At 66.1% G+C, this 23,053-nt stretch carries 19 protein-coding genes; 15 read left to right on the top strand and 4 right to left on the bottom strand.

Annotation, left to right across the window (positions count from 1 at the left end; translation table 11 throughout):
• Positions 1-44: 44 nt before the first annotated feature.
• Positions 45-773, bottom strand: a complete 729-nt coding sequence (locus AC3A6F_RS12785; protein ID WP_487681222.1) for a GntR family transcriptional regulator — start codon at positions 771-773, stop codon at positions 45-47.
• 633 nt (positions 774-1,406) lie between these two features.
• Between AC3A6F_RS12785 and AC3A6F_RS12780 the strand changes: the two genes are divergently transcribed.
• The 3 genes from AC3A6F_RS12780 to AC3A6F_RS12770 are packed head-to-tail and all read left to right on the top strand — an operon-like array spanning position 1,407 to position 5,327.
• Positions 1,407-2,135: a gluconate 2-dehydrogenase subunit 3 family protein gene (locus AC3A6F_RS12780; RefSeq protein ID WP_487681221.1), complete on the top strand. Its 729-nt coding sequence runs from the start codon at positions 1,407-1,409 to the stop codon at positions 2,133-2,135.
• A 6-nt stretch (positions 2,136-2,141) separates the two neighbouring features.
• Complete coding sequence (locus AC3A6F_RS12775; protein ID WP_487681219.1) at positions 2,142-3,917, top strand: GMC family oxidoreductase; 1,776 nt, start codon at positions 2,142-2,144, stop codon at positions 3,915-3,917.
• 12 nt (positions 3,918-3,929) lie between these two features.
• The gene (locus AC3A6F_RS12770) at positions 3,930-5,327 is read left to right on the top strand and encodes a c-type cytochrome (protein ID WP_487681217.1); all 1,398 of its coding nucleotides are present in this window, start codon (positions 3,930-3,932) and stop codon (positions 5,325-5,327) included.
• A gap of 134 nt (positions 5,328-5,461) precedes the next feature.
• Here the strand turns inward: AC3A6F_RS12770 and AC3A6F_RS12765 are convergent, their stop codons facing one another.
• Positions 5,462-6,532 carry an ABC transporter substrate-binding protein gene (locus AC3A6F_RS12765; protein WP_487681215.1) on the bottom strand — a complete coding sequence of 357 codons (1,071 nt, stop codon included), beginning with the start codon at positions 6,530-6,532 and terminating at the stop codon, positions 5,462-5,464.
• Positions 6,533-6,743: 211 nt separating this feature from the next.
• Between AC3A6F_RS12765 and AC3A6F_RS12760 the strand changes: the two genes are divergently transcribed.
• Entirely contained in the window at positions 6,744-7,934 is a 1,191-nt protein-coding gene (locus AC3A6F_RS12760; protein WP_487681213.1) for a sigma-54 interaction domain-containing protein, read from the top strand.
• 16 nt (positions 7,935-7,950) lie between these two features.
• On the opposite strand, the gene AC3A6F_RS12755 is transcribed toward AC3A6F_RS12760, so the two are convergent.
• A complete protein-coding gene (locus tag AC3A6F_RS12755) occupies positions 7,951-8,991 on the bottom strand; it encodes an ABC transporter substrate-binding protein (RefSeq protein WP_487681211.1) in 1,041 nt (346 codons plus the stop codon).
• 233 nt (positions 8,992-9,224) lie between these two features.
• Here AC3A6F_RS12755 and AC3A6F_RS12750 point away from each other — a divergent pair, with 233 nt between their 5' ends.
• On the top strand, positions 9,225-10,292 hold the full coding sequence (locus AC3A6F_RS12750) for an ABC transporter substrate-binding protein (protein ID WP_487681209.1): 1,068 nt from the start codon (positions 9,225-9,227) through the stop codon (positions 10,290-10,292).
• Here the strand turns inward: AC3A6F_RS12750 and AC3A6F_RS12745 are convergent.
• A complete protein-coding gene (locus AC3A6F_RS12745; RefSeq protein ID WP_487681207.1) occupies positions 10,289-10,879 on the bottom strand; it encodes a malonic semialdehyde reductase in 591 nt (196 codons plus the stop codon). The two genes, AC3A6F_RS12750 and AC3A6F_RS12745, sit on opposite strands and share 4 nt — an antisense overlap.
• Before the next feature lie 213 nt (positions 10,880-11,092).
• Between AC3A6F_RS12745 and AC3A6F_RS12740 the strand changes: the two genes are divergently transcribed.
• The 10 genes from AC3A6F_RS12740 to AC3A6F_RS12695 all read left to right on the top strand — a co-directional run bounded on the left by AC3A6F_RS12740 (position 11,093) and on the right by AC3A6F_RS12695 (position 22,826).
• A complete protein-coding gene (locus AC3A6F_RS12740) occupies positions 11,093-12,106 on the top strand; it encodes an LLM class flavin-dependent oxidoreductase (RefSeq protein ID WP_487681205.1) in 1,014 nt (337 codons plus the stop codon).
• Positions 12,107-12,133: 27 nt separating this feature from the next.
• Entirely contained in the window at positions 12,134-13,291 is a 1,158-nt protein-coding gene (locus AC3A6F_RS12735; RefSeq protein ID WP_487681203.1) for an LLM class flavin-dependent oxidoreductase, read from the top strand.
• Between the two features lie 216 nt (positions 13,292-13,507).
• Positions 13,508-15,895, top strand: a complete 2,388-nt coding sequence (locus tag AC3A6F_RS12730) for a TonB-dependent receptor (protein WP_487681201.1) — start codon at positions 13,508-13,510, stop codon at positions 15,893-15,895.
• A 135-nt stretch (positions 15,896-16,030) separates the two neighbouring features.
• On the top strand, positions 16,031-16,780 hold the full coding sequence (locus AC3A6F_RS12725; protein WP_487681199.1) for a class II aldolase/adducin family protein: 750 nt from the start codon (positions 16,031-16,033) through the stop codon (positions 16,778-16,780).
• Positions 16,781-16,790: 10 nt separating this feature from the next.
• The gene (locus AC3A6F_RS12720) at positions 16,791-17,870 is read left to right on the top strand and encodes an ABC transporter substrate-binding protein (protein WP_487681197.1); all 1,080 of its coding nucleotides are present in this window, start codon (positions 16,791-16,793) and stop codon (positions 17,868-17,870) included.
• Positions 17,867-18,760, top strand: coding sequence for an ABC transporter permease (locus AC3A6F_RS12715; RefSeq protein ID WP_487681195.1), 894 nt, complete (start codon positions 17,867-17,869; stop codon positions 18,758-18,760). Before AC3A6F_RS12720 ends, AC3A6F_RS12715 begins: the two co-directional genes overlap by 4 nt.
• A gap of 13 nt (positions 18,761-18,773) precedes the next feature.
• Positions 18,774-19,544, top strand: coding sequence for an ABC transporter permease (locus AC3A6F_RS12710; RefSeq protein ID WP_487681193.1), 771 nt, complete (start codon positions 18,774-18,776; stop codon positions 19,542-19,544).
• Positions 19,544-20,740 (top strand): MFS transporter, encoded by a 1,197-nt coding sequence (locus tag AC3A6F_RS12705; RefSeq protein ID WP_487681192.1) that lies wholly within the window; start codon positions 19,544-19,546, stop codon positions 20,738-20,740. The genes AC3A6F_RS12710 and AC3A6F_RS12705 overlap by 1 nt, the downstream gene beginning before the upstream one ends.
• Entirely contained in the window at positions 20,737-21,570 is an 834-nt protein-coding gene (locus AC3A6F_RS12700) for an ABC transporter ATP-binding protein (RefSeq protein ID WP_487681190.1), read from the top strand. The genes AC3A6F_RS12705 and AC3A6F_RS12700 overlap by 4 nt, the downstream gene beginning before the upstream one ends.
• A gap of 149 nt (positions 21,571-21,719) precedes the next feature.
• Complete coding sequence (locus AC3A6F_RS12695) at positions 21,720-22,826, top strand: acyltransferase family protein (RefSeq protein WP_487681188.1); 1,107 nt, start codon at positions 21,720-21,722, stop codon at positions 22,824-22,826.
• Positions 22,827-23,053: the final 227 nt, after the last annotated feature.

Here is a 23,053-nt window from a genome sequence, read left to right as displayed (position 1 = left end):
TCTTCCCGTGGCGCAGGCCACAGGAAGACCAGCAAGAACTCCGGTCAGGACACCTTGCGCGGCGGCGCGGCGTCGGCCACCATCTCCATCACCGAATTACGCTTGTCCAGCAAGTGGAGCGACAGGATCGCCGCCAGGCGCTTGCCGTCGCGGGCCTCGAGCGCCTCCATCATCTGGCGGTGCTCTTCGATCGCCTGGTCCCATTTTTCGGGGACGATATTGGACTTGAGCCGCAGTGACTGCAGCCGCCGGTTCATGTTCAGATAAGTATGGTGGAGGACAGAGTTGCGGGCGGCCTCGGAGATCTTGTTATGGATTGCCTGGTTGCGGCTGTAATAGCCGGGCAGGTCGCCCTGTTCGCGGCAGGTCAGCATCGCGTCGTGCAGCGCCCGGATCTCGGCGACTTCCTCGGGTGTGATCCGTTCGCATGCGTGTTCGCCCGCGAGGGCTTCGAGGCCGCTGACGAACTCGAAGGTTTCCCATACTTCTTGCTGCGACATCTTGTAGACCGAGGCGCCACGATTCGGCGAGATCTCGATCAGGCCTTCGGCGGCGAGCGCTTTCAAGGCCTCGCGCAGGGGCGTGCGCGAAATGCCCATGGTCTCGCACAGTTCGCGCTCATTGAGCTTCATTCCGGGCGGGAACACCGACTCGACGATCATCCGGCGCAGGTGGGAAACCACCGTGTCGTGCAGGTGCTGCCGGGCCAGCTTTGGAAGAGCGGGCGCCGCAGCGCCGCGCTCCAAAGCTGGATCAACTTTCGAGTCTTGCATCAATGTCCCCACTTCCATAATTTTGGAGGAATTCTATCATTCGGTCGTATTTGCATTGTTGAAAGCAAGCTTAACTTGTCGAAAATAATGACCTGTCATGCATAAGCCGCAGCTTCTGTATGTTTCATTTCTGCAACAAATCTGGGAACGTGACCAGGCCCGGCTGATGCTGCCTTTCGATTGACCAAGTATTAAATGCGGCGCCCTTGACGCGCGCCCGTCATGTCGGGACTCTGGCACGTTGACACATTTTTCTACCGTGCCAGCGCGCGAAAGCCCCACATTATGCAGCGACAACAAACGGGCGGACGACACGGTGGATCCAGTCAAATCAAGGCGTCCCGTCCCACCGGTCTGATAGATCAGAATCTTCTAAAGGTTCTGAACTTTCGAAATCGTGATTCTAGCAGCTGGCATGCATTTGTGTGATTTAACTATTGGTAACAATAAAATAGTTGCCGCGGGTGGCTTGGCGGGCCCGGAACGCCGTCATGATCGTGAGTGCTCTAAAAATTTCTCTACAGAAATCACCCGTCGTGGGTAGCGGGGATTGGCATACCACCCTGGTTGTTGGTACTATGTATCTTGCATTTTGCATACAAAATACATTATTTACATTGAGAGAGAGACTTCATGTCCGACGATCAGCAATCCCCATCGCGGCGGCGCCTCATCAAAAGCCTGGTGTTCGTGCCCATGGGCGCGGGCGCGGCGGCAGCCATCCATCAGGGTCTGCCCAACGCCAATGCCACCGCCACCGCGCCCGCGGAAGGCAAGCCGAATCCCTACACGCCCAAGTTCTTCAACGCGAACGAATGGAAATTCGTGATCGCCGCGGTCGATCGCCTGATTCCGCATGACGAGCACGGCCCTGGCGCCGTCGAGCTGGGCGTGCCCGAGTTCATCGATCGTCACATGCAGTCGCCGTACGCGTCCGGCAGCATCTGGTATATGCAGGGCCCATTCCTGGAAGCGACTTCCGATTTCGGCTACCAGGGCAAGCTGGCGCTGAAGGACATCATCCGCGTGGGCATCGCCAACGTCGACGCGCATTGCGTCAAGACCTATTCGGGCAAGGCGTTCGCCGACCTCGACGTGCGCATGCAGGAAGCGGTCCTCAAGGACCTCGAAGGCGGCAAGATCAAGCTCGCCGACATTTCGTCGAAGACCTTCTTCGCCGACTTCCTGTCCGAGACGCGCGCCGGCTACTTCTCCGATCCTAGCCATGGCGGCAACAAGGACATGGGCGCCTGGAAGATGATCGGTTACCCCGGCATGCGGGGCGACTACCTGGAGTGGGTGAAGATTCGCGACAAACCGTATCCGCTGGGACCGGTGGACCTGGCTGGACGGAGGGGATAAGAGAATATGGCAATCGTAAAAGAGAAAAAAGACGTCGTCATCGTCGGCGCCGGCTGGGTCGGCGCCATCATGGCCAAGGAATTGACCGACGCTGGCATGAATGTGCTCATCCTGGAACGCGGCCCTGACCGCGACACACAGACCGACTTCGCGTATCCGCGCGTGATCGACGAGCTCGAAGGCTCGGTGCACCGCAAATACCTGCAGTCGCTGGCGCAAGAGACCGTGACCATCCGCCACAACCTCTCGACCGTGGCCGTGCCGAAGCGTCGCATGGGTTCGTTCAAGCCGGGTACCGGCGTGGGCGGCGCGGGATCGCACTGGTCGGGCGTGCACTTCCGCGCGCTGCCGGAAGACTTCAACCTGCGCAGCACGATGGAGCAGCGTTACGGCAAGAAGATCATGCCAGAAGGCATGTCGATCCAGGACTTCCCGGTCACCTTCGAGGAACTCGAGCCACATTTCGACCATTTCGAATACGTGTGCGGCACCTCCGGCAAGGCGGGCGTCATCAACGGCAAGGTGGTCGAAGGCGGCAATCCGTTCGAAGGTTCGCGTTCGCGTGAATACCCGCTGGGCCCGAACCCTGACTACCTGGGCGGCGAGATGTTCTACAAGGCGGCGCGCGAGATGGGTTATCACCCGTTCCCGATCCCGGCCTCGAACACCTCGGCCAGCTATGTCAACCCATATGGCTGCCAGATGGGCCCTTGTAACTTCTGCGGCTTCTGCTCGGACTACGGCTGCCTGAACTACTCGAAGGCCAGCCCGAACATCAACATCTTCCCGGTGCTGCGCGGTCGCAAGAATTTCGAAATGCGCACGCTGGCGCAGGTGCTGAAGGTGAACCTGACGGCGGACGGCAAGATGGCCACCGGCGTGAATTACCTCGACGCGGGCGGCCAGGAATGCGAGCAGCCGGCGGACATCGTCATCCTGGGCGCGTTCTCGCTGTACAACGTGCACCTGATGCTGGTGTCGAAGATCGGCCCGGCCTACGATCCGGTGACCAAGACCGGCACCGTCGGCAGGAACTACTCATACCAGAACCTGAACCGCGTCTCGCTGTTCTTCGACAAGAATGTGCACGCCAACCAGTTCATGGGCATCGGCGGCGGCGGCACCACCTTCGACGACTTGAACGGCAACCGCAACGATCCGACCAAATCGGGCTTCGTCGGCGGCGGCGTGATCTGGGCGCGCCAACCGGGCGGCGGTCCGGTGCGCGGCATCGCGACCGCGCCGGGCGTGCCGAACTGGGGCAGCGACTGGAAGAAGGGCGCCAAGGACGCGATGCGTCACTCGTTCTACTACGAAGTGCAGGGCTCCTGCATGGCCTACGACGACGCCTATCTCGACCTGGACCCGAACTACAAGGATGCCTTCGGCCGACCGCTGCTGCGCATGACCTTCGACTGGCATGACAACGAGATCGCGGCGTCGGCCTACCTGGTCGACAAGGCGCAGGAGATGTGCAAGGTGCTGAACCCGCTGGCGACCAAGGGCGACGCCAAGAAGCCGGGGACGCACTACAACATCAACCAGTACCAGAGCACGCACACGGTCGGCGGCGCCATCATGGGCGCCAATCCGAAGACCTCGGCCCTGAACAAGTACCTGCAGTCGTGGGACGTGCCGAACGTGTTCGCGCCGGGCGCCAACGCCTTCCCGCAGAACAACGGCTACAACCCGACCGGCATGGTCGGCGCGCTGGCCTACTGGTGCGCGAAAGCGATCCGGGAACAGTACATCAAGAACCCGGGCCCGCTGGTGCAGGCATAAGAGGACGAACACATGACCAAACAAAAACCTGTCAAAAAGATCGTCCTCGGTCTCGCCATCGCCGGCGCGGTGGTCTTTGCCGGCGCCTACGGCTATGCCGTGGCGCCGACCGAGACCCGCAAGATCGAACCGGGTCCGCAACTGGCCAACCTGGCGCCCGGCGTCAAGCCGGATGCCGGCCTGATCGAGAAGGGCCGCTACGTCGCCACCGCGTCCGACTGTATCGCCTGCCACACGGCGCCGGGCGGCAAGGAGTTCGCCGGCGGCCGCGTGATCCAGTCGCCGATCGGTAATATGTACGCGACCAACGTCACGCCGGACCAGGAAACCGGCATCGGCAACTACTCGCTGGACGATTTCGATCGTGCGGTCCGCCACGGCATCGTGCCGAGCGGCGGCACGCTGTATCCGGCGATGCCGTTCCCGTCCTATGCCCGCATGAGCGACGACGACATGCGCGCGCTGTACGCCTACTTCATGCACGGCGTCGAGCCGGTCAAGCAGGCCAACCGCGACAACGAGATCAGCTGGCCGCTGTCGACCCGCTGGCCGCTGGGCATCTGGCGCAAGACCTTCGTGCCGGTGCAGGGCCCGATGGACCTGTCGAAGTATTCCGACCAGAAGATCGCCCGCGGCGCCTACCTGGTGCAGAGCCTGGGCCACTGCGGCAGCTGCCACACCCCGCGTGCGGCGACGCTCAACGAGCTGGCGCTGGACGAATCCGGTCCGGAATACCTGGCCGGCGGTCCGCTGATCGATGGCTGGCTGGCGGTGAACCTGCGCGGCGACAAGGTCGACGGCATGGGCAACTGGACTGCGCAAGACATCGTCGACACGCTCAAGACCGCCCGTAACAAGCATTCGGGCGTGCTGGGCGAGCCGATGCAGGACGTCGTCAAGCACAGCACCCAGAACATGCTTGATGCCGACCTGATGGCGATGGCGCTCTACATCAAGAGCCTGCCGGCGAGCGGCAACAAGAAGGCCACCTTCGCCGCCAGCGACGCCACCGTGCAGAAGATCATGCAGGGCAACGACAGCGAACGCGGCGTCCAGCTCTACCTGGACAACTGCGCGGCCTGCCACCGCGTGGACGGCAAGGCTGCCGGCGACGTGTTCCCTGCGCTGCCGGGCAATCCGACCGTGTTGCAGGAAGACGCAACTTCCCTGATCCGTGTGATCCTGGCCGGCGCACGCCTGCCGTCGACCCACACGGCGCCGTCCGACCTGGGCATGCCGGGCTTCGCCTGGCGGTTGTCGGATGAAGAGACGGCGCAGCTGGTTACTTTTGTCCGCAGCAGCTGGGGCAACCAGGCTTCGCCGGTCGGCGCTGCGGAAGTGGCTAAGGTGCGCAAGCTGGTCAAGGAGCACGAGCTGCATACGGCGGACAAGGGCGATACCAAGCACTGATCCGGTAGCGTACCTCTAGTTCGTATCAACGTCGTCCCCGCGCAGGCGGGGACCCAAGTGTTTCAGCGTTTCGACAGCGCTGGCATTACTTGGGTCCCCGCCTGCGCGGGGACGACGTTTTTGGGCTAACGGATTCAATGGACGTAGACGGCGCCTTGGATTGGCGGGTAGATCGGTGCGGCGTGGGCGGGTTGTCGCGCGAACTGTAGGGCCTCGGATAATGGCGCCGGATCGATCCAGTCATCGATATCGAAATCGCGCCGTATATACCCCCAATCAAGCAGGAATTCCTTCTGCGACGCCAACCCCGCCAGCCGCACCGGATCCAGCCCCGGCGTCAGGCTGCGGTGCAGGGCGGGACCCAGTGCGCCGGTGACATCAAGCGCGGTATAACCGGGATTCTCAAGCGCCGCCAGTTGCCTCACCTCGTCGGGATTGTCGCGTGCCCAGGCCCCCGCGCGCAGCAGCACGCCCAGGTAGCGGCGCACGATGCCGGGATGGCGCGCCAGAAAGTCGCGGTCGACCGTGATCGGCCGCGGCGTGCCGTTGTTCACCCGCTGCAGCGGATCTTCCAGCCGGTTCAGGTCGGCGATCACGCGCAGGGACGGATCGCGCGCTGCGGCGTGGCCCTGGGCGCCGCGCAGGAAAACCGCATCCACATAGCCCGACTTGACCGCATCGAGTTCGATGTCGCGGCCGGGATCGCGCTGCGGGAATTCGAAATCGGGCGACTCGATATGGGTCCAGCGTGCGCGGCGCGGATCAAGTCCGGCCGCGTTCAATGCGGTAGCGAAGCCGCGCTGGGCGCTGGCGCGGTGGATGTCGATCAGGGCGCGCCGGCGCAGCGGCAGTCCGAGACGCTTCGTTTTCAGGTCGGCCAGGGTCTGGATGCCGCTGCCCTTCCGCACCAGGATGCCCTGGTATTCGTCGACCCAGGTGATGCCCACCACCACCGCGCCCTGGCCCTCGGAGCGGGCCCACAGCGCCGGCACATTGCCGCCTTCGCGGAACAGGCCCGTCTGGCCGTGGTGATAATAGGACAGGCGGATGTCGCGGCTGGCCGCGTCTTCCAGCGAGCGCAGCGAAGTGGCGCCGCCGTCGAACTCGGCGTGCAGCCAGCCCTTGGCGACGGCCAGGCCGGTGGCGGTGGCGCCGCCCCGGTGGCTGTACCAGAGCTGGATCGGGGAATGCAGTGGTGATGTCATGTGTTGTTTCCAGGTTGTCGTATCCACAGTCAGAGCAAGCGCCGGGCCAGCGCGAATCGCCTGTCGGTTGCTGCTTTTTGCGCAGCTTTTGCTGGCTGGCGCGCAGTTTCGGCGCAGTGTCGAATGTAACGGGCGTGGATATGCGTAATCCGGATAAGCTTGCGTCGGACAATTCGTTCGCAGCGCGGCGGAGCGCGACTATAGTCAGGACATGAACCTGACCGCCCCCTACGTACCACCCGAATTCGCGCGCAACGCCCAGCTCGCGCGCGGCGGCCCGGACGCCGAACCGCTGGTGGCGTTCACCGACGCGCCCAAGACCAGCCTCCTGGTGCGGGCCACCGCCTTCGTGTTCGCCGACCCGCGCTCGCGCGCGCTGCAAGAGATGATCGAGCGCGTGGCGCCCAGCGAGGCGACCATCCTCGTCACCGGCGAGACCGGCACCGGCAAGGAGCTGATCGCGCGCCACGTCCACGCGCTGAGCCGCCGCAGCGGCGGCAAATTTGTGGCGATCAACTGCGGCGCATTCTCCGAAACCCTGATCGAGAGCGAGTTGTTCGGCTACGAGAAGGGGGCGTACACTGGCGCCGTGCAGGGCAAGGCCGGCTGGTTCGAGACCGCCAACGGCGGCACGCTGTTTCTCGACGAGATCGGGGACTTGCCGCTGCCGATGCAGGTCAAGCTGCTGCGCGTGCTGCAGGAGCGCGAAGTGGTGCGCCTCGGCTCGCGCCAGGCGGTGCCGATCGACGTGCGCCTGATCGCGGCCACCAATGTCGACCTGGCCGAGGCGGTACGCGCCGGGCGCTTCCGCGAAGACCTGTATTACCGTTTGCAGGTGATCGCGCTGCCGCTGCTGCCGCTGCGCGAGCGGCCCGGCGACCTGATGCCGCTCACGCGCCACTTCGTCCAGGTCTATGCCGAGCGCCTGCACCTGGGCGAGGTGAGCCTGTCTCCCGAGGCCGAACTGGCCTTGCGCCAGTATCCGTGGCCGGGCAATATCCGCGAACTGGAGAACGTGATTCACCGCGCGCTGCTGGTGTGCCGCAACGGCCGCGTCGCCCCGGCTGACCTGAGCCTGTCGCCGCTGATGCAGGCGCCGGCGCCGATGGTTGCGCCGGCTCAGCCGGCCTACTTTGCGCCGCCTGAGCCTGCGCCTGCGCCTGCGCCAACGCCGGAACCCGAGCCGCCGGCCGCCGTCGCCTGCGAATCCGAGCGCTTCCAGGCGGCCTGGCAGGCGCTGCTTGATTCGGGCGAGCAGATCACCTTCGAGGCCCTGCAGCTGCAGTTGGTCGTCGCCGCCTGGGAGAGCAGCGACCGCAATCAGCTGCGCACGGCGCGTTACCTGAACATCAGCCGCAACGTGCTGCGCACGTATCTCAAGAAGGCCGGCGTCCTGGCCTGACGCCGGCCGTATTTTTTCAAGCCGCCAGTTGCTCCCGGCTGTCCAGCAGTGCGCGCGCCGCTGCCAGCGGCCGCGCGTCGGCCCAGGCGCGCACGTCGACGTCGCGGTCGAGGAAGCCGTGGACCAGCTGGAAGTTCTTCTGCTGTTCGAACAGGGCCAGGCGTTCTTCGGACAGGTCGGGCGCCAGCGCCGTATGGAAGCCGTCGCGGTAGGCGGCGGCCACGGCGTCGCCGCCGGCCTGGGTCTCCAGCTGCAGGATCGCCCGCACCTCGTCGCGGTGCCGGGCCGCCCAGTCGGCGGCGCGGAGCGTCTGCGCCAGGAAGCGGGTCAACAGGTCGAAATGGCGCTCCAGGAAGTCGCGGTGCACGGTGATCGGCCGCGGCGTGCCGTTGTTGACGCGGTGACGGCGCTGGGGCAGGGCGTCGAGGTCGATGCCGACTTCGACGCCGGCCGCGCGCGCCGCCTCCACCGCCGCCGCGCCTTTGACGTAGACCGCATCGACGTCGCCGCGCACCAGGGCGGCGATGCCCTGCCACAGGCTGGCGCCAGGAGCCGCGCCCGGCGGCGTCGCTTCGGGGCTGCCCACTTCTTCGAGGATCACGTCGGCCAGGCCCAGGCCGACGCTGGCCAGCGCTCCGTGGTAGCCGGCCAGGCTCATGCCGCGTGCGATGCTCCGTCCGCGCCGGTTCCATTCGAGGTCATCGCGGCGAAACACGGGCAGCGCCAGCCGCTTGCCCTGCAGGTCGCGCGGGCTGCGGATGCCGGAACCGGGCCGCACCAGGATTGTTTGCCACTCGTCGATCCAGGTCAGGCCAACCAGGCGGGTGTCGGCGCCTTGTGCCCGCGCCGGCAGGGCAAGCAGGTTGCCGCCTTCGCGGATCAATGTAGTCAGGCCGTGGTCGTAGTGGTGGCGCGCCAGCTCGCCGCCGGTCTCCTGCAAGGTCTTGATGGCGATGCCGTCGGCGGCGAATTCCTCGTCCAGCCATCCCAGCTTGTAGGCCAGGCCGGTGGCGGTGGGGACGGGACATCGGGTGAACCAGATCGTGTCAATGCTCATGCGCTCAGCTCCTTCGGTGGTCAGGCCGAACGGCCCGCTGCCTGTCAGGGATGCAGGAAGCGTGCCGGTGCTGGCCACGGAGGATGTGCTGGATTTGCGGCAGCGTGTGCGGGGCGCTGCTGCGGCGTCAGCAATCGCTGCTCCGAAGCCAGTAGCTGCCTGTGGCGCAAGGATGGCACGTGTCTTGCGGTTGAGATACCGACGTCATCCAAGTCCATCACCGAGGAGAATCCATGAGTACCGAACCATCACGCCAGCTCGACACCCTGTGGTACACCCGTTGCCCGGTGCCGACCGCGCTCGGCATCGCCGTGCAGCAGGGCTGGCTCGAAGAGACGCTGGCCGTGCGCGGCACCGCCGTCAAATCGCTGCGCGAGTCGGACCAGCGCGCCGTGCGCGAATCGCACTTCGACCATACCTTGCAGAACTCCGTGCGCCACGGCGGCAACATCCCGGCGCTATGGGCGCGCGCGGCGGGCAGCGCGACGCGCCTCATCGGCCTGTCCTGGGCCGACGAAACCCAGCGCATCCTGACCCTGCCGACCAGCGGCATCCGCACCCCGCGCGACCTCAAGGGTCGCCGCTTCGGCCTGCCCAAGTGGACCAACGCCCAGATCGACTTCGCCCGTGCGCAGGCGATCCGCGGCCTGGAGAACGCCCTGCGCCTGGATGGGCTCGAGGTCACCGACGTGGAGCTGGTCGATTTCGTGATCGAGCAGGGCCAGAGCGACGCGCCGGCCGAGCGGGTGGCCGGCACCAATGTCTTCGGTGGCCAGCGCCGCAGCGGCGGCCAGGCGGCCGAGCTGGTGGGCCTGCTGCGTGGCGAGGTCGATGCGATCTTCCTGAAGGGCGCCATCGCGGCCCAGCTGGCGCAGCTGTTCGGCCTGCACACGGTGATCGATACCGGTGTGCATCCGGAGCCGCTGGTGCGCTCGAACAACGGCACCCCGCGCGCGCTGACGGTCGACAGCCACCTTGTCGAGCAGCACTTCGACGTGGCGGTGGACATCGTCGACCAGGTGCTGCGCGCCCAGGAGTGGGCGCGCGCGAACCCGGACGATACGCGCCGCTTCCTGGCGCGCGAATCGAATACCAGCGAGTACTGGGTGACCGCGGCCTACGGGCAGGATGCGCATCAGCGGCTGGACACCTCGCTGTCGGAAGCGAACATCGCCGGACTGCAGGATTTCGCGGACTTCCTGCTGCGCTGGGAATTCCTGCCGGCCGCGGTCGACGTGCGCGGCTGGATCGATCCGCGGCCGTTCGACGCCGCGCTGGCGCGCCGCCTGCGGGCAGCCTAGAGAACCGTGACGGCCTGCGCGAATTCGAGGCGTGGGCCGCGCGGGCGCAGCGACTCCGGGTCGCCGTAGCCGAGGTTGACGAGGAAGTTGGCGCGGTATCGTCCGTCCGCAAAGAACTCGCGGTTGACGGCATCCGCGTCGAAGCCGGACATCGGGCCGGTATCCAGGCCCAGGGCACGCGCGGCCAGGATCAGGTAGGCGCCCTGCAGCGCGGCGTTGCGCTGCGCCGTCGATTCGAGCAGCGCGGGGTTGGCGTCGAACAGCGCCTTGGCATCGTAGACGGGAAATTGCTCGGGAAGGTGCTCGTGAAAGCGCAGGTCCTGGGCCACGATCACGACCGCCGGCGCCGCCAGGGTCTTGTCGCGGTTGCCGGACGAGAGGGCTGGCGCCAGACGGTCCTTCGCCTCTGGCGACTGCAGGATGATGTAGCGCGCCGGCTGGGCGTTGAAGGCGGTCGGCCCCCATTTCAACAAGTCGTACAAGGCCGCGATGGTCTCTCGCTCGACCGCGCGCGGCAGGAAGCGGCTGTAGGTGCGGGCGCTGCGAAACAGCTGGTCGAGGGCGGCGTCGTTCAGTGGTGTGGACAAGGTCGGTACTCCCGGCGTTGGATGAAGGGACTGTCACTCGCACGCAAGAAGCGCTCCAGCCGCGGCCGGCGCTTGCCGCTGCGCGGGATGCAGCAGGCTGTCGTTTTGTGGCCAGTGCGCGCGCGCCAGGTGCTGCGTGGGCAGCAGCCTGGCCATCGGCCGCTTGGCATGCATCCTGCTCGACTGGAGCTTACCACTTCACAAGGATCCCGTATGACCACCGAATTCATCTGGCAACTGCCCACCAGCGGCGACGGCCGCTACTCGCAAGCGCAGCGCAGCCGGCGCGCAGAGCGCGCCGCGCCGGGCCACATTCCGTTCACGGAAGGCGTGAGCGATCCGCGCGGCGACCGCTTTAATTACTTCGACTACCTGCACCAGGTCGCGCGCGCCGCCGACATCACCGGCTTCGACGGCGTGCTGGTCCCGCATGACCTGGAAGGCGACGAATCCTGGATTGTGGCCGGCTACCTGGCGCGCGGCACCCGGCATGTGCGGCTGATCGCCGGCTTCGATGCGGGCTGGGGTTCGGCGGTCTATGCCGCCAAGAACGCGGTCAGCTTCCAGCGCGCGACCGATGGCCGCTTCGGCTGGCAGATCGTCGCGGGTGCGGACGAGGCGACGCGGCGGCGCCATGCCGACAATGTGCCGCAGCAGGATGTGCTGACGCGGATCGACGAATTCGTGACCGTCGCACGGGGCGTGCAGACGAGCGCCCCCTATGACTTCAAAGGACGCTTCTACGAGGTACAGGGCGGGGGCTTTCGTGGGCCGCTGGGCGGCAACCCCCTGCCGCCGGTGTACCTGGGAGGCACGTCGGAAGAGGCGCTTGCGCTGTCGGCGCGCCAGGCCGACGTCCACGTATTCGATGCCGCCCTGGTCGGGGAGCTGCGTGCGCCCATTGCGCGCCTGCGTGAACTGGCCCAGGGCCGGTCGCTCGCGATCGGGCTGCGCATCGACGTGCTGGCGCGCGAAGACGCCGCGGAAGCGGAACGCGAGGCGGCGCTCTACCTGGCGCAGAGCGGGCAAGAACGTGCCGGCTTCGAGCGCCGCACCCTGGTCGGCAGCTACGAGGAGGTCGAGCAGCGTCTGGCCGAGTACGCAGAGGCGGGCGTCACCAGCTTCGTGCTGGCCGCCACGCCGCATCTCGAAGAAGCATGGCGTTTCGGCGAGCACGTGCTGCCGCGCTTGCGCGCCCGCTTGAACCAAGACCGCCAGGCCGCCTGACCCTCTCCGCATTCAAGGACATCCATCATGACCATCGATATCTTCTGGCGTATTCCCACCCACGGCGAACCGAGCTCGCACCGCAGCCGCGCGCCGCACCGCGGTGACTGGTTCCCCGGAAACGACAACCTGCGCAACCCCAGCGTCGGCGGCGGCCGCGGCGGTTTCAGCTACATCGACTACATCGCCGAGATCGCCCATGCGGCCGAGATCTCCGGCTTCCAGGGCGGCCTGATACCGTCGTTTCCGATGACCGACGAGCCGTGGGTGATCTCGAGCCTGCTGGCGCGCGAGACCTCGACCTTCCGCTTCATGATCCCGTTCCAGCCGGGCTTCCTGAACCCGGTGGTGGCGGCGCGCATGACCGCCAGCCTGCAGCGCGCCACCGGCGGGCGGGCGCTATATAACGTGATCACCGGCGGCGGCGGGCCGGCGCAGCTGTGGTGGGGCGATTCGGCCGGCCACGACGACCGCTATACCCGCACCACAGAATTCCTCGACATCGTGCGCGGCGTCTGGCGCGGCGGCTCGTTCTCTTACCAGGGCAAGTTCTACCAGGTCGAGGATGCGGGCCTGGCGCATCCGCTGTCCGGCCAGGACTTCCCTGAGATTTACTTCTCCGGCTCGTCCGACGCGGCGCTGGCCTCGGCCTCGAAGCATGCGGACTACTACCTGACCTGGCTCGAGCCCTTCGAGCAGCTGCGCGAGAAGTTCGCCAAGGTCAAGGAAAAGACCGACAAGCTGGGACGCAAGATCAAGTGCGCGGTGCGGGTCGACATCGTGGCGCGCGCCACCGAAGAAGAGGCCTGGGCCGAGGTGGCGAAGGGCTTTGCCAATACCGACAAGGCCACGCTGGATGCCTTCCTCGGCGTGGACGGCAGCGATTCGGTGGGCGTGGCGCGCCAGCGCGGCAACCGGCCGACCACGGTCAACAGCTACAAGGACCTGATCGTCGAGCCGAATATCTGGTCGGGCTTCAACCTGCTGCGCGGCGGCCAGACCCAGGGCATCGTCGGCAGCTACGAGCAGGTGGCGCAGCGCCTGGACGACCTGGTGCAACTGGGCGCCGATGCCTTCATCCTGGCCAGCACGCCGCACCTCGAAGAAGCCTACCGGGTGGGCGAGGAAGTGCTGCCGCTGGTGCGGGGGCGCGCCGGCCAGCAGCTGTTGCGCGCGGTCGGATAGAACGCGTTACGTTGACGGACAAGAAGGCCGGGGCGACCCGGCCTTTTCGTTTGCTCCTTGCGCGGCAGCCGTTCGCGCTGCACTGCACCAATCCCAACACTCGCGCGCGAACTGCTAGCAAATCAACATAAAAATGCCGCGAACCGGCGATTTTCAGCGGGCACGGTGCTTGCGAATAGAACAGCGTCCAACGACTTTTTCCAATAAAGGATGCATATGCGCAGTTCGACCTCTCCCGCCGCCCCGGGGCACACCACCAATCTGAATCCAACCCTGCTGGTGCGCGCCATGCGCGCCGCCTTCGCCGTGACGCTCGGCGGCTGCGAGTTCGCTGGCATGGCGCATGCCGCGCCCGAAGACATCGACGTTGCCGACGCGCCGGTGGAAGCCGCCCCTGAACCTGCGCTGGCGCCGGTGACCTTGCAGACCGTGACCGTGACGGCGCAAAAACGCGAGGGCCGCGCCCAGGACGTGCCGAGCGCGATCACGGTATTGGGTGGGAACGAACTGCTGTCCGAAGGTGTGGGCCGTTCGGCCAGCGAGATCCTGAACTACGTGCCGAACGCTTCGGCCGGCACCCAGCAGCACAGCCGTCCGCGCTGGTGGATCCGCGGTGTCGGCGCCGGCCAGCAGCAGATCGACTTCCCGAACCCGGTCGGCTTCTACCGCGACGACGTCTATATCAGCAACTCGAGCGCGACCGGCTTTCCGCTGTTCGACCTCGAACGCGTGGAAGTGCTGCGCGGCCCGCAAGGCACCCTGTGGGGCAAGAATACAACGGGAGGCGCCATCAACGTAGTGTCGCGCAAGCCAAGCGCGCAGACCGACGGCTATTTCAAGGCCGACTACAGCAGCCATGACACGGTGCTGCTGCAGGGAGCGATCGGCGGCAGCATCAGGGACGACGTGCTCACCGGCCGCATTTCCTTCCATTCGGAGGAGCAGCACGAGGGCAACTTCAACAACGTCTTCAAGGGCACGAAGGATGGAGAGCTGAAGGACAACGCCCTGCGCGCCCAGCTGCGCGCCAAGATCAACCGCGACTTCACCGCCAATCTATCGGTGCATTACCGCGACTACCAGGTCGACGGCGCCACCACCACGGTGGCCAGCTACGCGCCCAATGGCGTGTACCGCAACGGCTACGTCCCGTCGCGCGACCCCGAGGACGTCAGCAGCAATGCGCCGTCGATCCAGAACATCGAGCAGAAGGGCGCCAACCTGACGCTCGAACACGCGTTCGGCGACTATGCGCTGACGTCGATCACGGGGTATGAGGACTTCGAATCGGACAGCCTGACCGATTCGGACAATTCTCCGCTGGAGATCAGCCGGGGCCGCACCGAGGCGCGCAGCCGCCAGTTCTCGCAAGAGCTGCGCCTGGCCTCGCCCAAGGGCGACCGCATCAACTGGGTCGGCGGCCTGCATTATTTCAGGGAGACGATCGATTCGGACTCCTCGGTGGCGCGCCTGCCGGAACCGATCGCGGCAGCGTTCCTGCCCAGCACTCAGCCGGTGGGCTTCAATAACACGGTCTATGAGCACAAGACGCGCAGCTTCGCCGCCTTCGGCAGCGCCACCGTCGATTTCACAGAGCGCCTGCTGGCCACCATTGGCCTGCGTTGGACCACCGAGACCAAGGATCTCGACCTGCGCCGCATCCAGGCCGCCTCGAACACGATCAACTTCGGCAACGCCGACAACTGGTGGAACACCCTCGTCGGCGGCAATTTCGGGGCGCCGGCGGTGGCCCGCAATAACTTCACGTCCAACCCGTCGACCACCTGGCGCGCCTGGACCTACGACTTCACCCCGCAGTACAAGATCGACGAGAACAAGCGCGTCTATTTCAAGTACGCGCACGGCATCAAGTCGGGCGGCTACAACACCAGTGCCGCCGACGTGCGTGCGCTGAACACGGTGGAGCCGGAAGAACTCGATTCGTACGAGGTCGGCCTGAAATCCGAATGGCTGGGCCGCCGCCTGAACCTGAACGCCAACCTGTTCTACTACGATTACCAGAAGGTGCAGGTCAATATCACCGGCATCTACAATGGCGACCCGACCCAGACCGTGAACTACCTGCAGAACGTGGACCGCGCCCATGTTTATGGCGCCGAATTCGAACTCGAGGCCCGTCCCACGGAAGCGCTGCACCTGCAGGCCAGCGTCGGCCTCTTGCGCACCCAGTTCGACCGCTTCGAGATCCAGAACGGCGGCGGCAGCCGCAATGGCAATGAATTCGTGCGTTCGCCGCACGTGACGGCGCTGCTGGCGGCCGACTACAAGGTCCCGCTGGCCAACGGCGGGCGGATCGTGTTCGGCGTCGACAGCCATTACACCGGCAAGCAGTTCTACTTCGTCGATCCGCAGCTCGACTCGCGCTACCTGCTGAACCAGAGCGGCTACACGCTCACCAATGCACGCGCCATCTATACGGCGCCGGGTGGCCAGCACGAGTTCCGCGTCTACGCCGACAACATCACCGACAAGGTCTATAAAAACCACTCGCTGACGGCCTTCGTGCCCGGCACCACCAACGGCGACGTCGTGTACTGGGCGCCGGGCCGCCGGGTTGGCGGATCGTACACCTACCATTTCTGATCGAGACACCGTTGCTGGCGCAGCAGCAGTGCCTCAGGCCGCCGCTGCTGCGCAGCCAACAGTTGCCGCTCCCAGGAGCTGGCATACGTCTTGCAAACCTTTGAGTATCGAACCACCAGACACCGGAGAACAACCATGAGCGACATCCTCGACGCAGTCAAACCCGACACCACCATCCGCCTGAGCGACAAGGTCCTGGCCTTCGTCGAACAAACCCGCAAGGACGCCCAGCTGGCATTTTCCGCACTGCGTGAGACAGGCAGCCTGACGGCCTTCGGCACCGTCGGCTTCGTCGAACGGGTGCCGGGAGAAGACCTGGTGGTGATCGTCAACGACCCGGGCCCGTTCCGCAAGGGCGAGCCGCTGGTGGCCACCGTCGCGGGGCTGGACGGCACCATCTACGCCGGTGACAACAAGGGCGGCGGCGGGGCCGGGCGCTACCTGAAGCTGTTCAATACCCACCCGGACGTGACCACCATCTCGCACGTGCATTCGCCGGCGCTCGGCGCCTGGGCCCAGACCCACCGCACGCTGCCGATCCGCTACGTGCCGGTGCAGCGCTTCCAGCTGATCCGCGAGATCCCGATCTATATCGACCGCCGCCAGCCGGAGGTCGACTTCATCCTCGACGAAATCGCAAAGAACCCATATGCGACGGCGATCCTGGAAGCCAATGGCGGTTCCACCGTATGGGGTAAGGGGGGCTTGCTCAAGACGGCCGAGTTCATCCTGCTGCTGGAAGAAGGCGCCAAGATCCAGATCGCGGCCGAGGCGGTAGGCGGCTCGCGTGACTTCGGCCCCGGTGTCCTGCGGCAGCAGTGGAAGATGAGCAAGCTGATCGACCAGGCGCGTTCGCTGTCGCTGCTGCCCGCGACCGATCTGTAAGGAGCCGACCATGCCTGTTCCACCATTCTCGCAGCGGCGCCGCCTGGTCGGACTGTCGGCCGCACTGATGCCGGTGCTGTTGTCTGCCAAGCAGGCCCGCGCCGCCGAACCCTTGCCACCCGCCGTTCGGATCGCCGCCGTGTCGCGAACCGGGACATCGGGCAAGACCTCGTTCGCCGGTTCCTCGGCGCTGGTGCAGGAGCAGGGCTGGCTGGCGGCCGAACTGGGTAAACTCGGCGTCAAGCTGCAGTGGGTGCCGGTCACCACCAATTCGGTGGCGGTCCAGGTCAATGAGGCCTTCGCCAACAAGTCGATCGACTTCGCCCAGTATGGCGATCTGCCGTCGATCATCGCCAATGCCTCGGGCCTGCGCACCCAGCTGGTGGTCCCGGGCGGCAGCATGAACAACACCTATCTGGTGGTGCCGGCGGACTCCAACGCGCGCTCGATCAAGGATTTAAAGGGCAAGAAGATTGCGCTGCACCGCGGCCGGCCATGGGAATTCCCGTTCTCGCGCCTGCTGGCCGCCAACGGCATGACGCAGAAGGACGTACGCATCCTGAACCTGAATCCGCAGGCTGGCGCCTCGGCGGTGGCGAGCGGCAGCGCCGACGCCTTCTTTACCCTGAGCGACGCCTTCCTGCTGGAAGATAAAAAGGTCGGCAAGATCATCTGGTCGAGCAAGCAGGCGCCCCAGGACTGGAAAATGCGCGCCGAAGTATGGGGCGACAGCGCCTTCCTGCAGAAGCAACCGCAGCTGGCGCAGCTGGTCGCCACCGCCTATGTCAAGGCGCACCACAGCGCCATCGGTCCGAACGGCCGCGAGAACTACATCCGTCATGAGGTCGCGGCCGGTCATGCGCGCAGCCTGGTCGAACGCGAGTGGGAAGGCGACAATACCGACTGGAACACGCGCTGGGCCCCGCTGTTCACGCCCGAGCTGCGCGCGCACTACGCCGCCAGCGCCGCCTATGCCCAGCAGGCGCGCCTGATCGGACGGCCGCTGGACACCAGCAAGCTGTATGCGCCGCAGTTCGTCGAGCAGGCGTTGGCCGAGCTCAAGCTGCAGAACCTGTGGGCGAGCCGATGAATCCAGGCGTGCTGTCGGCGGGCGCGCGCGGCCTGGGCCTGGCCGACCATGCGCGCAAGGTGGCGCAACCCGGACGGCCGGAGACCCCGACGCCGGTCAGGGCCGTGCGGCCACGTCCCGCGCGCTCCCTGGTCGACCGCTGGCTCGACTGGCGCTGGTCGGCCTGGACCTCGCCGCTGCTGGTGCTGGCGCTATGGGTGGCGGCCACCGAACTGGCGCTGGCGCCCGAGCAGATCCTCGTCCCGCCCTGGCAGGTACTGGTGAGCGGCTGGGAGCTGGCCGAGAGCGGAGAGCTGGGCGAGCACGTCTGGATCAGTCTCTCCCGATTGCTGTCGGGCTTCGGCTTCGGCAGTGTGCTGGGCATCGCCTTCGGGCTGGCCGTCGGCTTGTCGTCGCGCCTGGATGCGTACACGGCGCCGACCTTCCAGGTACTGCGCCAGATTCCGTCGGTGGCCCTGATCCCCCTGTTCATCCTGGTGTTCGGCATCGGCGAGACCTTCAAGGTCGTCATCGTGGCCAAGGCCAGCTTCTTCATCGTGGCGCTGGCGGTGCACGACGCCGTCAATAACCTGCCGGTGCGCTACCTCGAGGTGGCGGCGATGCTGCGTTTTTCACGGCTGCAGGTGATCCGCCGGGTGGTGCTGCCGGCTATCGTGCCGGCCACCCTGACCGGGGTGCGCATCGCGCTCGGCCGCTCGTGGATGGTGCTGGTCGGCGCCGAGCTGCTGGCGGCCGAGAATGGCCTGGGGCAGATGATGGAGATGGGGCGCCAGATGTTCCGGCTCGATGTGGTGATAGTCGGCGTCGTGCTGACCGGCCTGGTCGGGCTGGTGCTGGACCGGGGCTTCCGCCTGCTCGAGGCTTGGCTGATGCGCTGGCAGCGCCGTTGAAGGGGAAATGACGATGAAACCGATATGGCGAGCCGCCGGCGCAGCGCTGCGGCCTCTTGTGTTGCCGGCGATCCTGCTGCTGGCCTGGCAGTGGGCGTCCGGCCGCGGCGCCAGCGCTGCCTATGTGTTCGTGCCGCTCGAACAGCTGTGGACGGGACTGCGGGAGCTGCTGGCCGACGGCACGCTGGCGCTACACGTGACGGCCAGCCTGGAGCGCGCCCTGACGGGGCTGGTGTGCGGCGCGCTGCTGGGCATCGCGACCGGCGCCCTGATGGCGCAGTCGCGCGTCGCCGAGCGCCTGGTCGGGCCGCTGTACCACACCATTCGCCAGGTGCCGCTGCTGGGCCTCGTGCCGCTGATCGCCCTGTGGGCCGGCAGCGGCGAATTCGCCAAGCTGCTGATCATCGGGATCGCGGCCTTCTATCCGACGGTGCTCAATACCTTCGAGGGCATGCGCCAGGTGGACATGCGCTACCGCGAGGTCGGCGCCATGCTGACACTCACCCGCGCCCAGACCTTCCGGCGCGTGCTGCTGCCGGCCGCGCTGCCGGCCATCATCACCGGCGTGACCCACGCCCAGGTGTTCGCCTGGCTGGCCTGCCTGGGCGGCGAGCTGCTGTTCGCCGCCGCGCCGGGCATCGGTTCGCTCCTGCTCGCCAGCGAGCAGACCGGCCGCATGGACGTGGTGCTGCTGTCGGTGCTGGTGATCTCGCTGCTGGCGCTGGTGCTGAACCTGCTGTTTACGCGAGCGGCCCGCTTGCTGGTGCGCGGAAGGTCCGTCTGATGAGCGGCGTGGGGCCGGCCAGCGCGCCGCTGTTCGCGCCGCAGGAGTTGCGGCGCTTCCTGGTCGGCTTCATCGGCCTGACCATGCTGTCGGGGATGACGATCGGGATGAACAAGGTGCTGGCCACGATGTTCGGCCTGCACCTGGGCGTGACCAACTTCCAGCTGGCCCTGATCAGCAGCGCCGAGACGGCCGCCATGGCGATCGGCACCTTGCCGGCCGGGCGCATCCTCGCGCGCGGCAATCCCAAACTCCTGTACGCCGCCATCAGCCTGACCTTGTCCGGCCTATTCTGCATCTTGCCCTGGCTGCCCGGCTGGCAATGGGTGGCCGTGCTGATGTTCCTGGTTGGCCTGTGCATCGCGCTGCGCATCGTGGCGATGAGCACCGTGTTCCTGGTGCGCTTGCCCGAGCTGGGGCAGGGCAAGGCCGGCTGGTACAAGGGCACCCTCATGCTCGGCATCCAGTTCGCCGGTCCGCTCACGGGCAACTACGTCATCGCCCACCTGGGACTCACGGGCGGCTTCCATGTGTCGGCGGCGATGTTCGCCATCCTGGCGCTGCTGGGCTGGCAGGTGCTGCCGGACCATACCGGCCATCGCGCCCAGGGCAAGGGCGCTGAGGCGTCGGACTGGCGCGAGCTCCTGCGCCTGCCGGTCGTGCGCACCACCTATCTGTTCGAGGTGCTGGCCAGCTTTACCGCCTCCAGCGTGGGCGTGTTCTCGATCCTGCTGGCGATCCAGGTGCTGCACTGGCCGCAAGACCACGCGGTCTGGCTGATGGCGGTGCAGGGCATCAGCTTCGTCGCGGTGCTGCTGGGCATGGGCAATGCGGTGCTGGGCAGCCGCCATCGCGACCGCATCTATGGCGCGGCGCACCTGGCCATCATTGCGGCCTTGCTGTTGCTTGGACTGTATCCGACGACGCCAGCTTATCTGATCGCATCGGTCCTGTTCGGACTTGGCTTGGGTGTGAACGCCCTGGTCAATACCAGCCGCATCGCCCATGCGCCGGTCGACAAGGCGCGGGTATCGGCCCACCTGACCCTGTTCGGCATGGCCGCCGGCACACTCGGCGCGCTGGCCGCCGGCCGGCTGGGTGACCTGGTCGGCCTGCGCAATGTATTCCTGCTGTGGACACTGCCGTGGCTTGCGGCCTGGCTGTTCTATCAATTGAAACAAGGAGAAAGACCATGACGCTCGCCACTTTGCCTGATACTCGCAGTCAGTTGGCGCAAGCGCCGCGGCGCGGCGCCGGCCTGCGCATCGAACACGTCAGCAAATCGTTCCCCTTGAAGGGCGAGTCTTTGCTGGTGCTGGACGATATCTCGCTGACGGTCGAACCGGGCGAATTCGTCGCCATCGTCGGCGGTTCCGGCTGCGGCAAGTCTACCCTGCTGCGCCTGCTGGCCGGACTCGATCCCGACTACCAGGGCGCGCTGCTGCACGACGACGTCCCGATCGAGGGGCCGACCCTGGAACGGGGGCTGATCTTCCAGGATCACCGCTTGTTCCCGTGGCTGACGGTGGAGCAGAACGTGGCGATGGCCTTCACCAACACCGATGTTCCCGCCGCCAAGCGCCGCAGCCGGGTGGCGGCCGAGATCGCGCGCGTGGGCCTGGACGGTTTTGCCGGCGCCTATCCGCACCAGCTCTCGGGTGGCATGTCGCAGCGCGCCGCGATCGCCCGCGCCCTGGTCGGACGGCCGGACGTGCTGCTGCTCGACGAACCCCTCGGCGCGCTCGACGCCCTCACGCGCCTGCACATGCAGAAGGAATTGCGCCGCCTGTGGCAGGAGGAGGGCATCACGATGCTGATGGTGACCCACGATATCGAAGAGGCGGTGTACCTCGCCGACCACGTCGTGGTGCTCGAGGCGCGCCCGGGACGGGTGCGTCGCATCCAGGAGGTGCCGCTCGCGCATCCGCGCCAGCGCCGCGACGCCGCCTTCGTCGCGCTGCGCGATGGTTTGCTGGCCGATTTCGGCGAGCGCGACGAGGGAGACGGCCAGCGCAGTCCTGTGTAAAGAAGTGTAAGCCCGTCAGCATCAACCTGGTCCGTGAGTCGTTTAAAATCAATGGCTTGCGAATTCCAGGGCGGCATGGCGCAGGCCATTGCAGCTTGGTGTTTCCGCGTGTTACGGTCAAAGCCGTCACGTCACACGGAAACCCCGAGATGCCACCTTCGACCACTTCCCGCAATCTTTCGATCGACGTCCTGCGCGGCCTGACCCTGGCCCTGATGATCGTCGTGAACACACCCGGCAGCTGGGGCGCGCAGTATGCGCCGCTGGTGCACGCGCCCTGGCACGGCTATACGCTGACCGACCTCGTGTTCCCGTCCTTCCTGTTCGTGGTGGGCTGTGCGCTATCCCTGAGCATGAAGAAGCTGGCGGCCATGGACGATGCGTCCTTCCTGCGCACGGTGTTCCGGCGCGGGGCCCTGATCTTCCTGTGCGGCTTCCTGCTCTACTGGTTCCCGTTCTTCACGCCCGACGGCGCCTTCATTCCCTTCGACGAAGTACGCATCATGGGCGTCCTGCAGCGCATCGGCCTGTGCTACCTGGTCGCGGCCCTGGTCGTGCGCTACGGCGGCGTGCGCGGCACGCTGGCCGCCGGTGTGGTCCTGCTGCTCGGCTACTGGTGGGTGCTGTGGCAGTTCGGCGACTACACCCTGGCCGGCAACGCCGTGCGCACGCTCGACCTGGCCGTGCTGGGCGCCTCGCACATGTACACGGGAGATGGCATTCCCTTCGACCCGGAAGGGATCCTGAGCACCTTGCCGGCTGTCGTCAACGTCCTTGGCGGCTACCTTGCCGTCGCCTGGATCGGGCGCAAAGGCCGCAGCCTGCGCACGGTGGCGACCCTGCTCGCGGCGGGCGCCGTGTGCATCCTGGTCGCCCACGGCTGGGATGCCGTCTTCCCGATCAACAAAAAGCTGTGGACCAGTTCCTATGTCGTGGTCAGCGTCGGCTGGAGCCTGTCGCTGCTGGCCGTGCTGGTGTGGGCGATCGACATGCGAGGGCTACGCGCCGGGACCTACTTCTTCGACGTCTTCGGCAAGAACACGCTGTTCATCTACATGCTGTCGACGCTGGGCGTGGTGGCGCTGGTGCGCCTGCGGGTGGGCGGCATGTCGCTGTATCAGTGGCTGTACCAGGAGGCGATCCTGCCCTGGACCGAGGCGGTCCTAGCGTCCTTCCTGTTCGCGCTGGGGTACATGCTGGCCTGCTGGATCGTGGCGTGGGTGATGGACCGGCGCGGCATCTACGTCAAGCTCTGAGCACCTTGTTGCAATTACGGCACAGCGCTCTGTAATGAATTGTAAGGTTTTGAATACTTGTCTCGCTTGAAATCCCATGCCTCAGGGATTTCCCGGCGAAAAATCCCGCGCAACGTAAAGAAGTGTAAGCGCCGCATCAACGCCTAGGGAGAAAACGTATAAAAATCAGATGCTTATGAATATTCTGGAGCATTCGGCGGCCTCGTTTGGCCTGTCCTGTCAACGGT

Source organism: Massilia sp. Soil_C_3 (genome assembly GCF_057657035.1).
This window is presented reverse-complemented; position numbering and strand designations above follow the sequence as displayed.

Coding starts and splice junctions, on each gene's coding strand:
- AC3A6F_RS12785 (WP_487681222.1), bottom strand. CDS start 773: ATGCAAGACTCGAAAGTTGATCCAGCTTTGGAGCGCGGCGCTGCGGCG.
- AC3A6F_RS12780 (WP_487681221.1), top strand. CDS start 1,407: ATGTCCGACGATCAGCAATCCCCATCGCGGCGGCGCCTCATCAAAAGC.
- AC3A6F_RS12775 (WP_487681219.1), top strand. CDS start 2,142: ATGGCAATCGTAAAAGAGAAAAAAGACGTCGTCATCGTCGGCGCCGGC.
- AC3A6F_RS12770 (WP_487681217.1), top strand. CDS start 3,930: ATGACCAAACAAAAACCTGTCAAAAAGATCGTCCTCGGTCTCGCCATC.
- AC3A6F_RS12765 (WP_487681215.1), bottom strand. CDS start 6,532: ATGACATCACCACTGCATTCCCCGATCCAGCTCTGGTACAGCCACCGG.
- AC3A6F_RS12760 (WP_487681213.1), top strand. CDS start 6,744: ATGAACCTGACCGCCCCCTACGTACCACCCGAATTCGCGCGCAACGCC.
- AC3A6F_RS12755 (WP_487681211.1), bottom strand. CDS start 8,991: ATGAGCATTGACACGATCTGGTTCACCCGATGTCCCGTCCCCACCGCC.
- AC3A6F_RS12750 (WP_487681209.1), top strand. CDS start 9,225: ATGAGTACCGAACCATCACGCCAGCTCGACACCCTGTGGTACACCCGT.
- AC3A6F_RS12740 (WP_487681205.1), top strand. CDS start 11,093: ATGACCACCGAATTCATCTGGCAACTGCCCACCAGCGGCGACGGCCGC.
- AC3A6F_RS12735 (WP_487681203.1), top strand. CDS start 12,134: ATGACCATCGATATCTTCTGGCGTATTCCCACCCACGGCGAACCGAGC.
- AC3A6F_RS12730 (WP_487681201.1), top strand. CDS start 13,508: ATGCGCAGTTCGACCTCTCCCGCCGCCCCGGGGCACACCACCAATCTG.
- AC3A6F_RS12725 (WP_487681199.1), top strand. CDS start 16,031: ATGAGCGACATCCTCGACGCAGTCAAACCCGACACCACCATCCGCCTG.
- AC3A6F_RS12720 (WP_487681197.1), top strand. CDS start 16,791: ATGCCTGTTCCACCATTCTCGCAGCGGCGCCGCCTGGTCGGACTGTCG.
- AC3A6F_RS12715 (WP_487681195.1), top strand. CDS start 17,867: ATGAATCCAGGCGTGCTGTCGGCGGGCGCGCGCGGCCTGGGCCTGGCC.
- AC3A6F_RS12710 (WP_487681193.1), top strand. CDS start 18,774: ATGAAACCGATATGGCGAGCCGCCGGCGCAGCGCTGCGGCCTCTTGTG.
- AC3A6F_RS12705 (WP_487681192.1), top strand. CDS start 19,544: ATGAGCGGCGTGGGGCCGGCCAGCGCGCCGCTGTTCGCGCCGCAGGAG.
- AC3A6F_RS12700 (WP_487681190.1), top strand. CDS start 20,737: ATGACGCTCGCCACTTTGCCTGATACTCGCAGTCAGTTGGCGCAAGCG.
- AC3A6F_RS12695 (WP_487681188.1), top strand. CDS start 21,720: ATGCCACCTTCGACCACTTCCCGCAATCTTTCGATCGACGTCCTGCGC.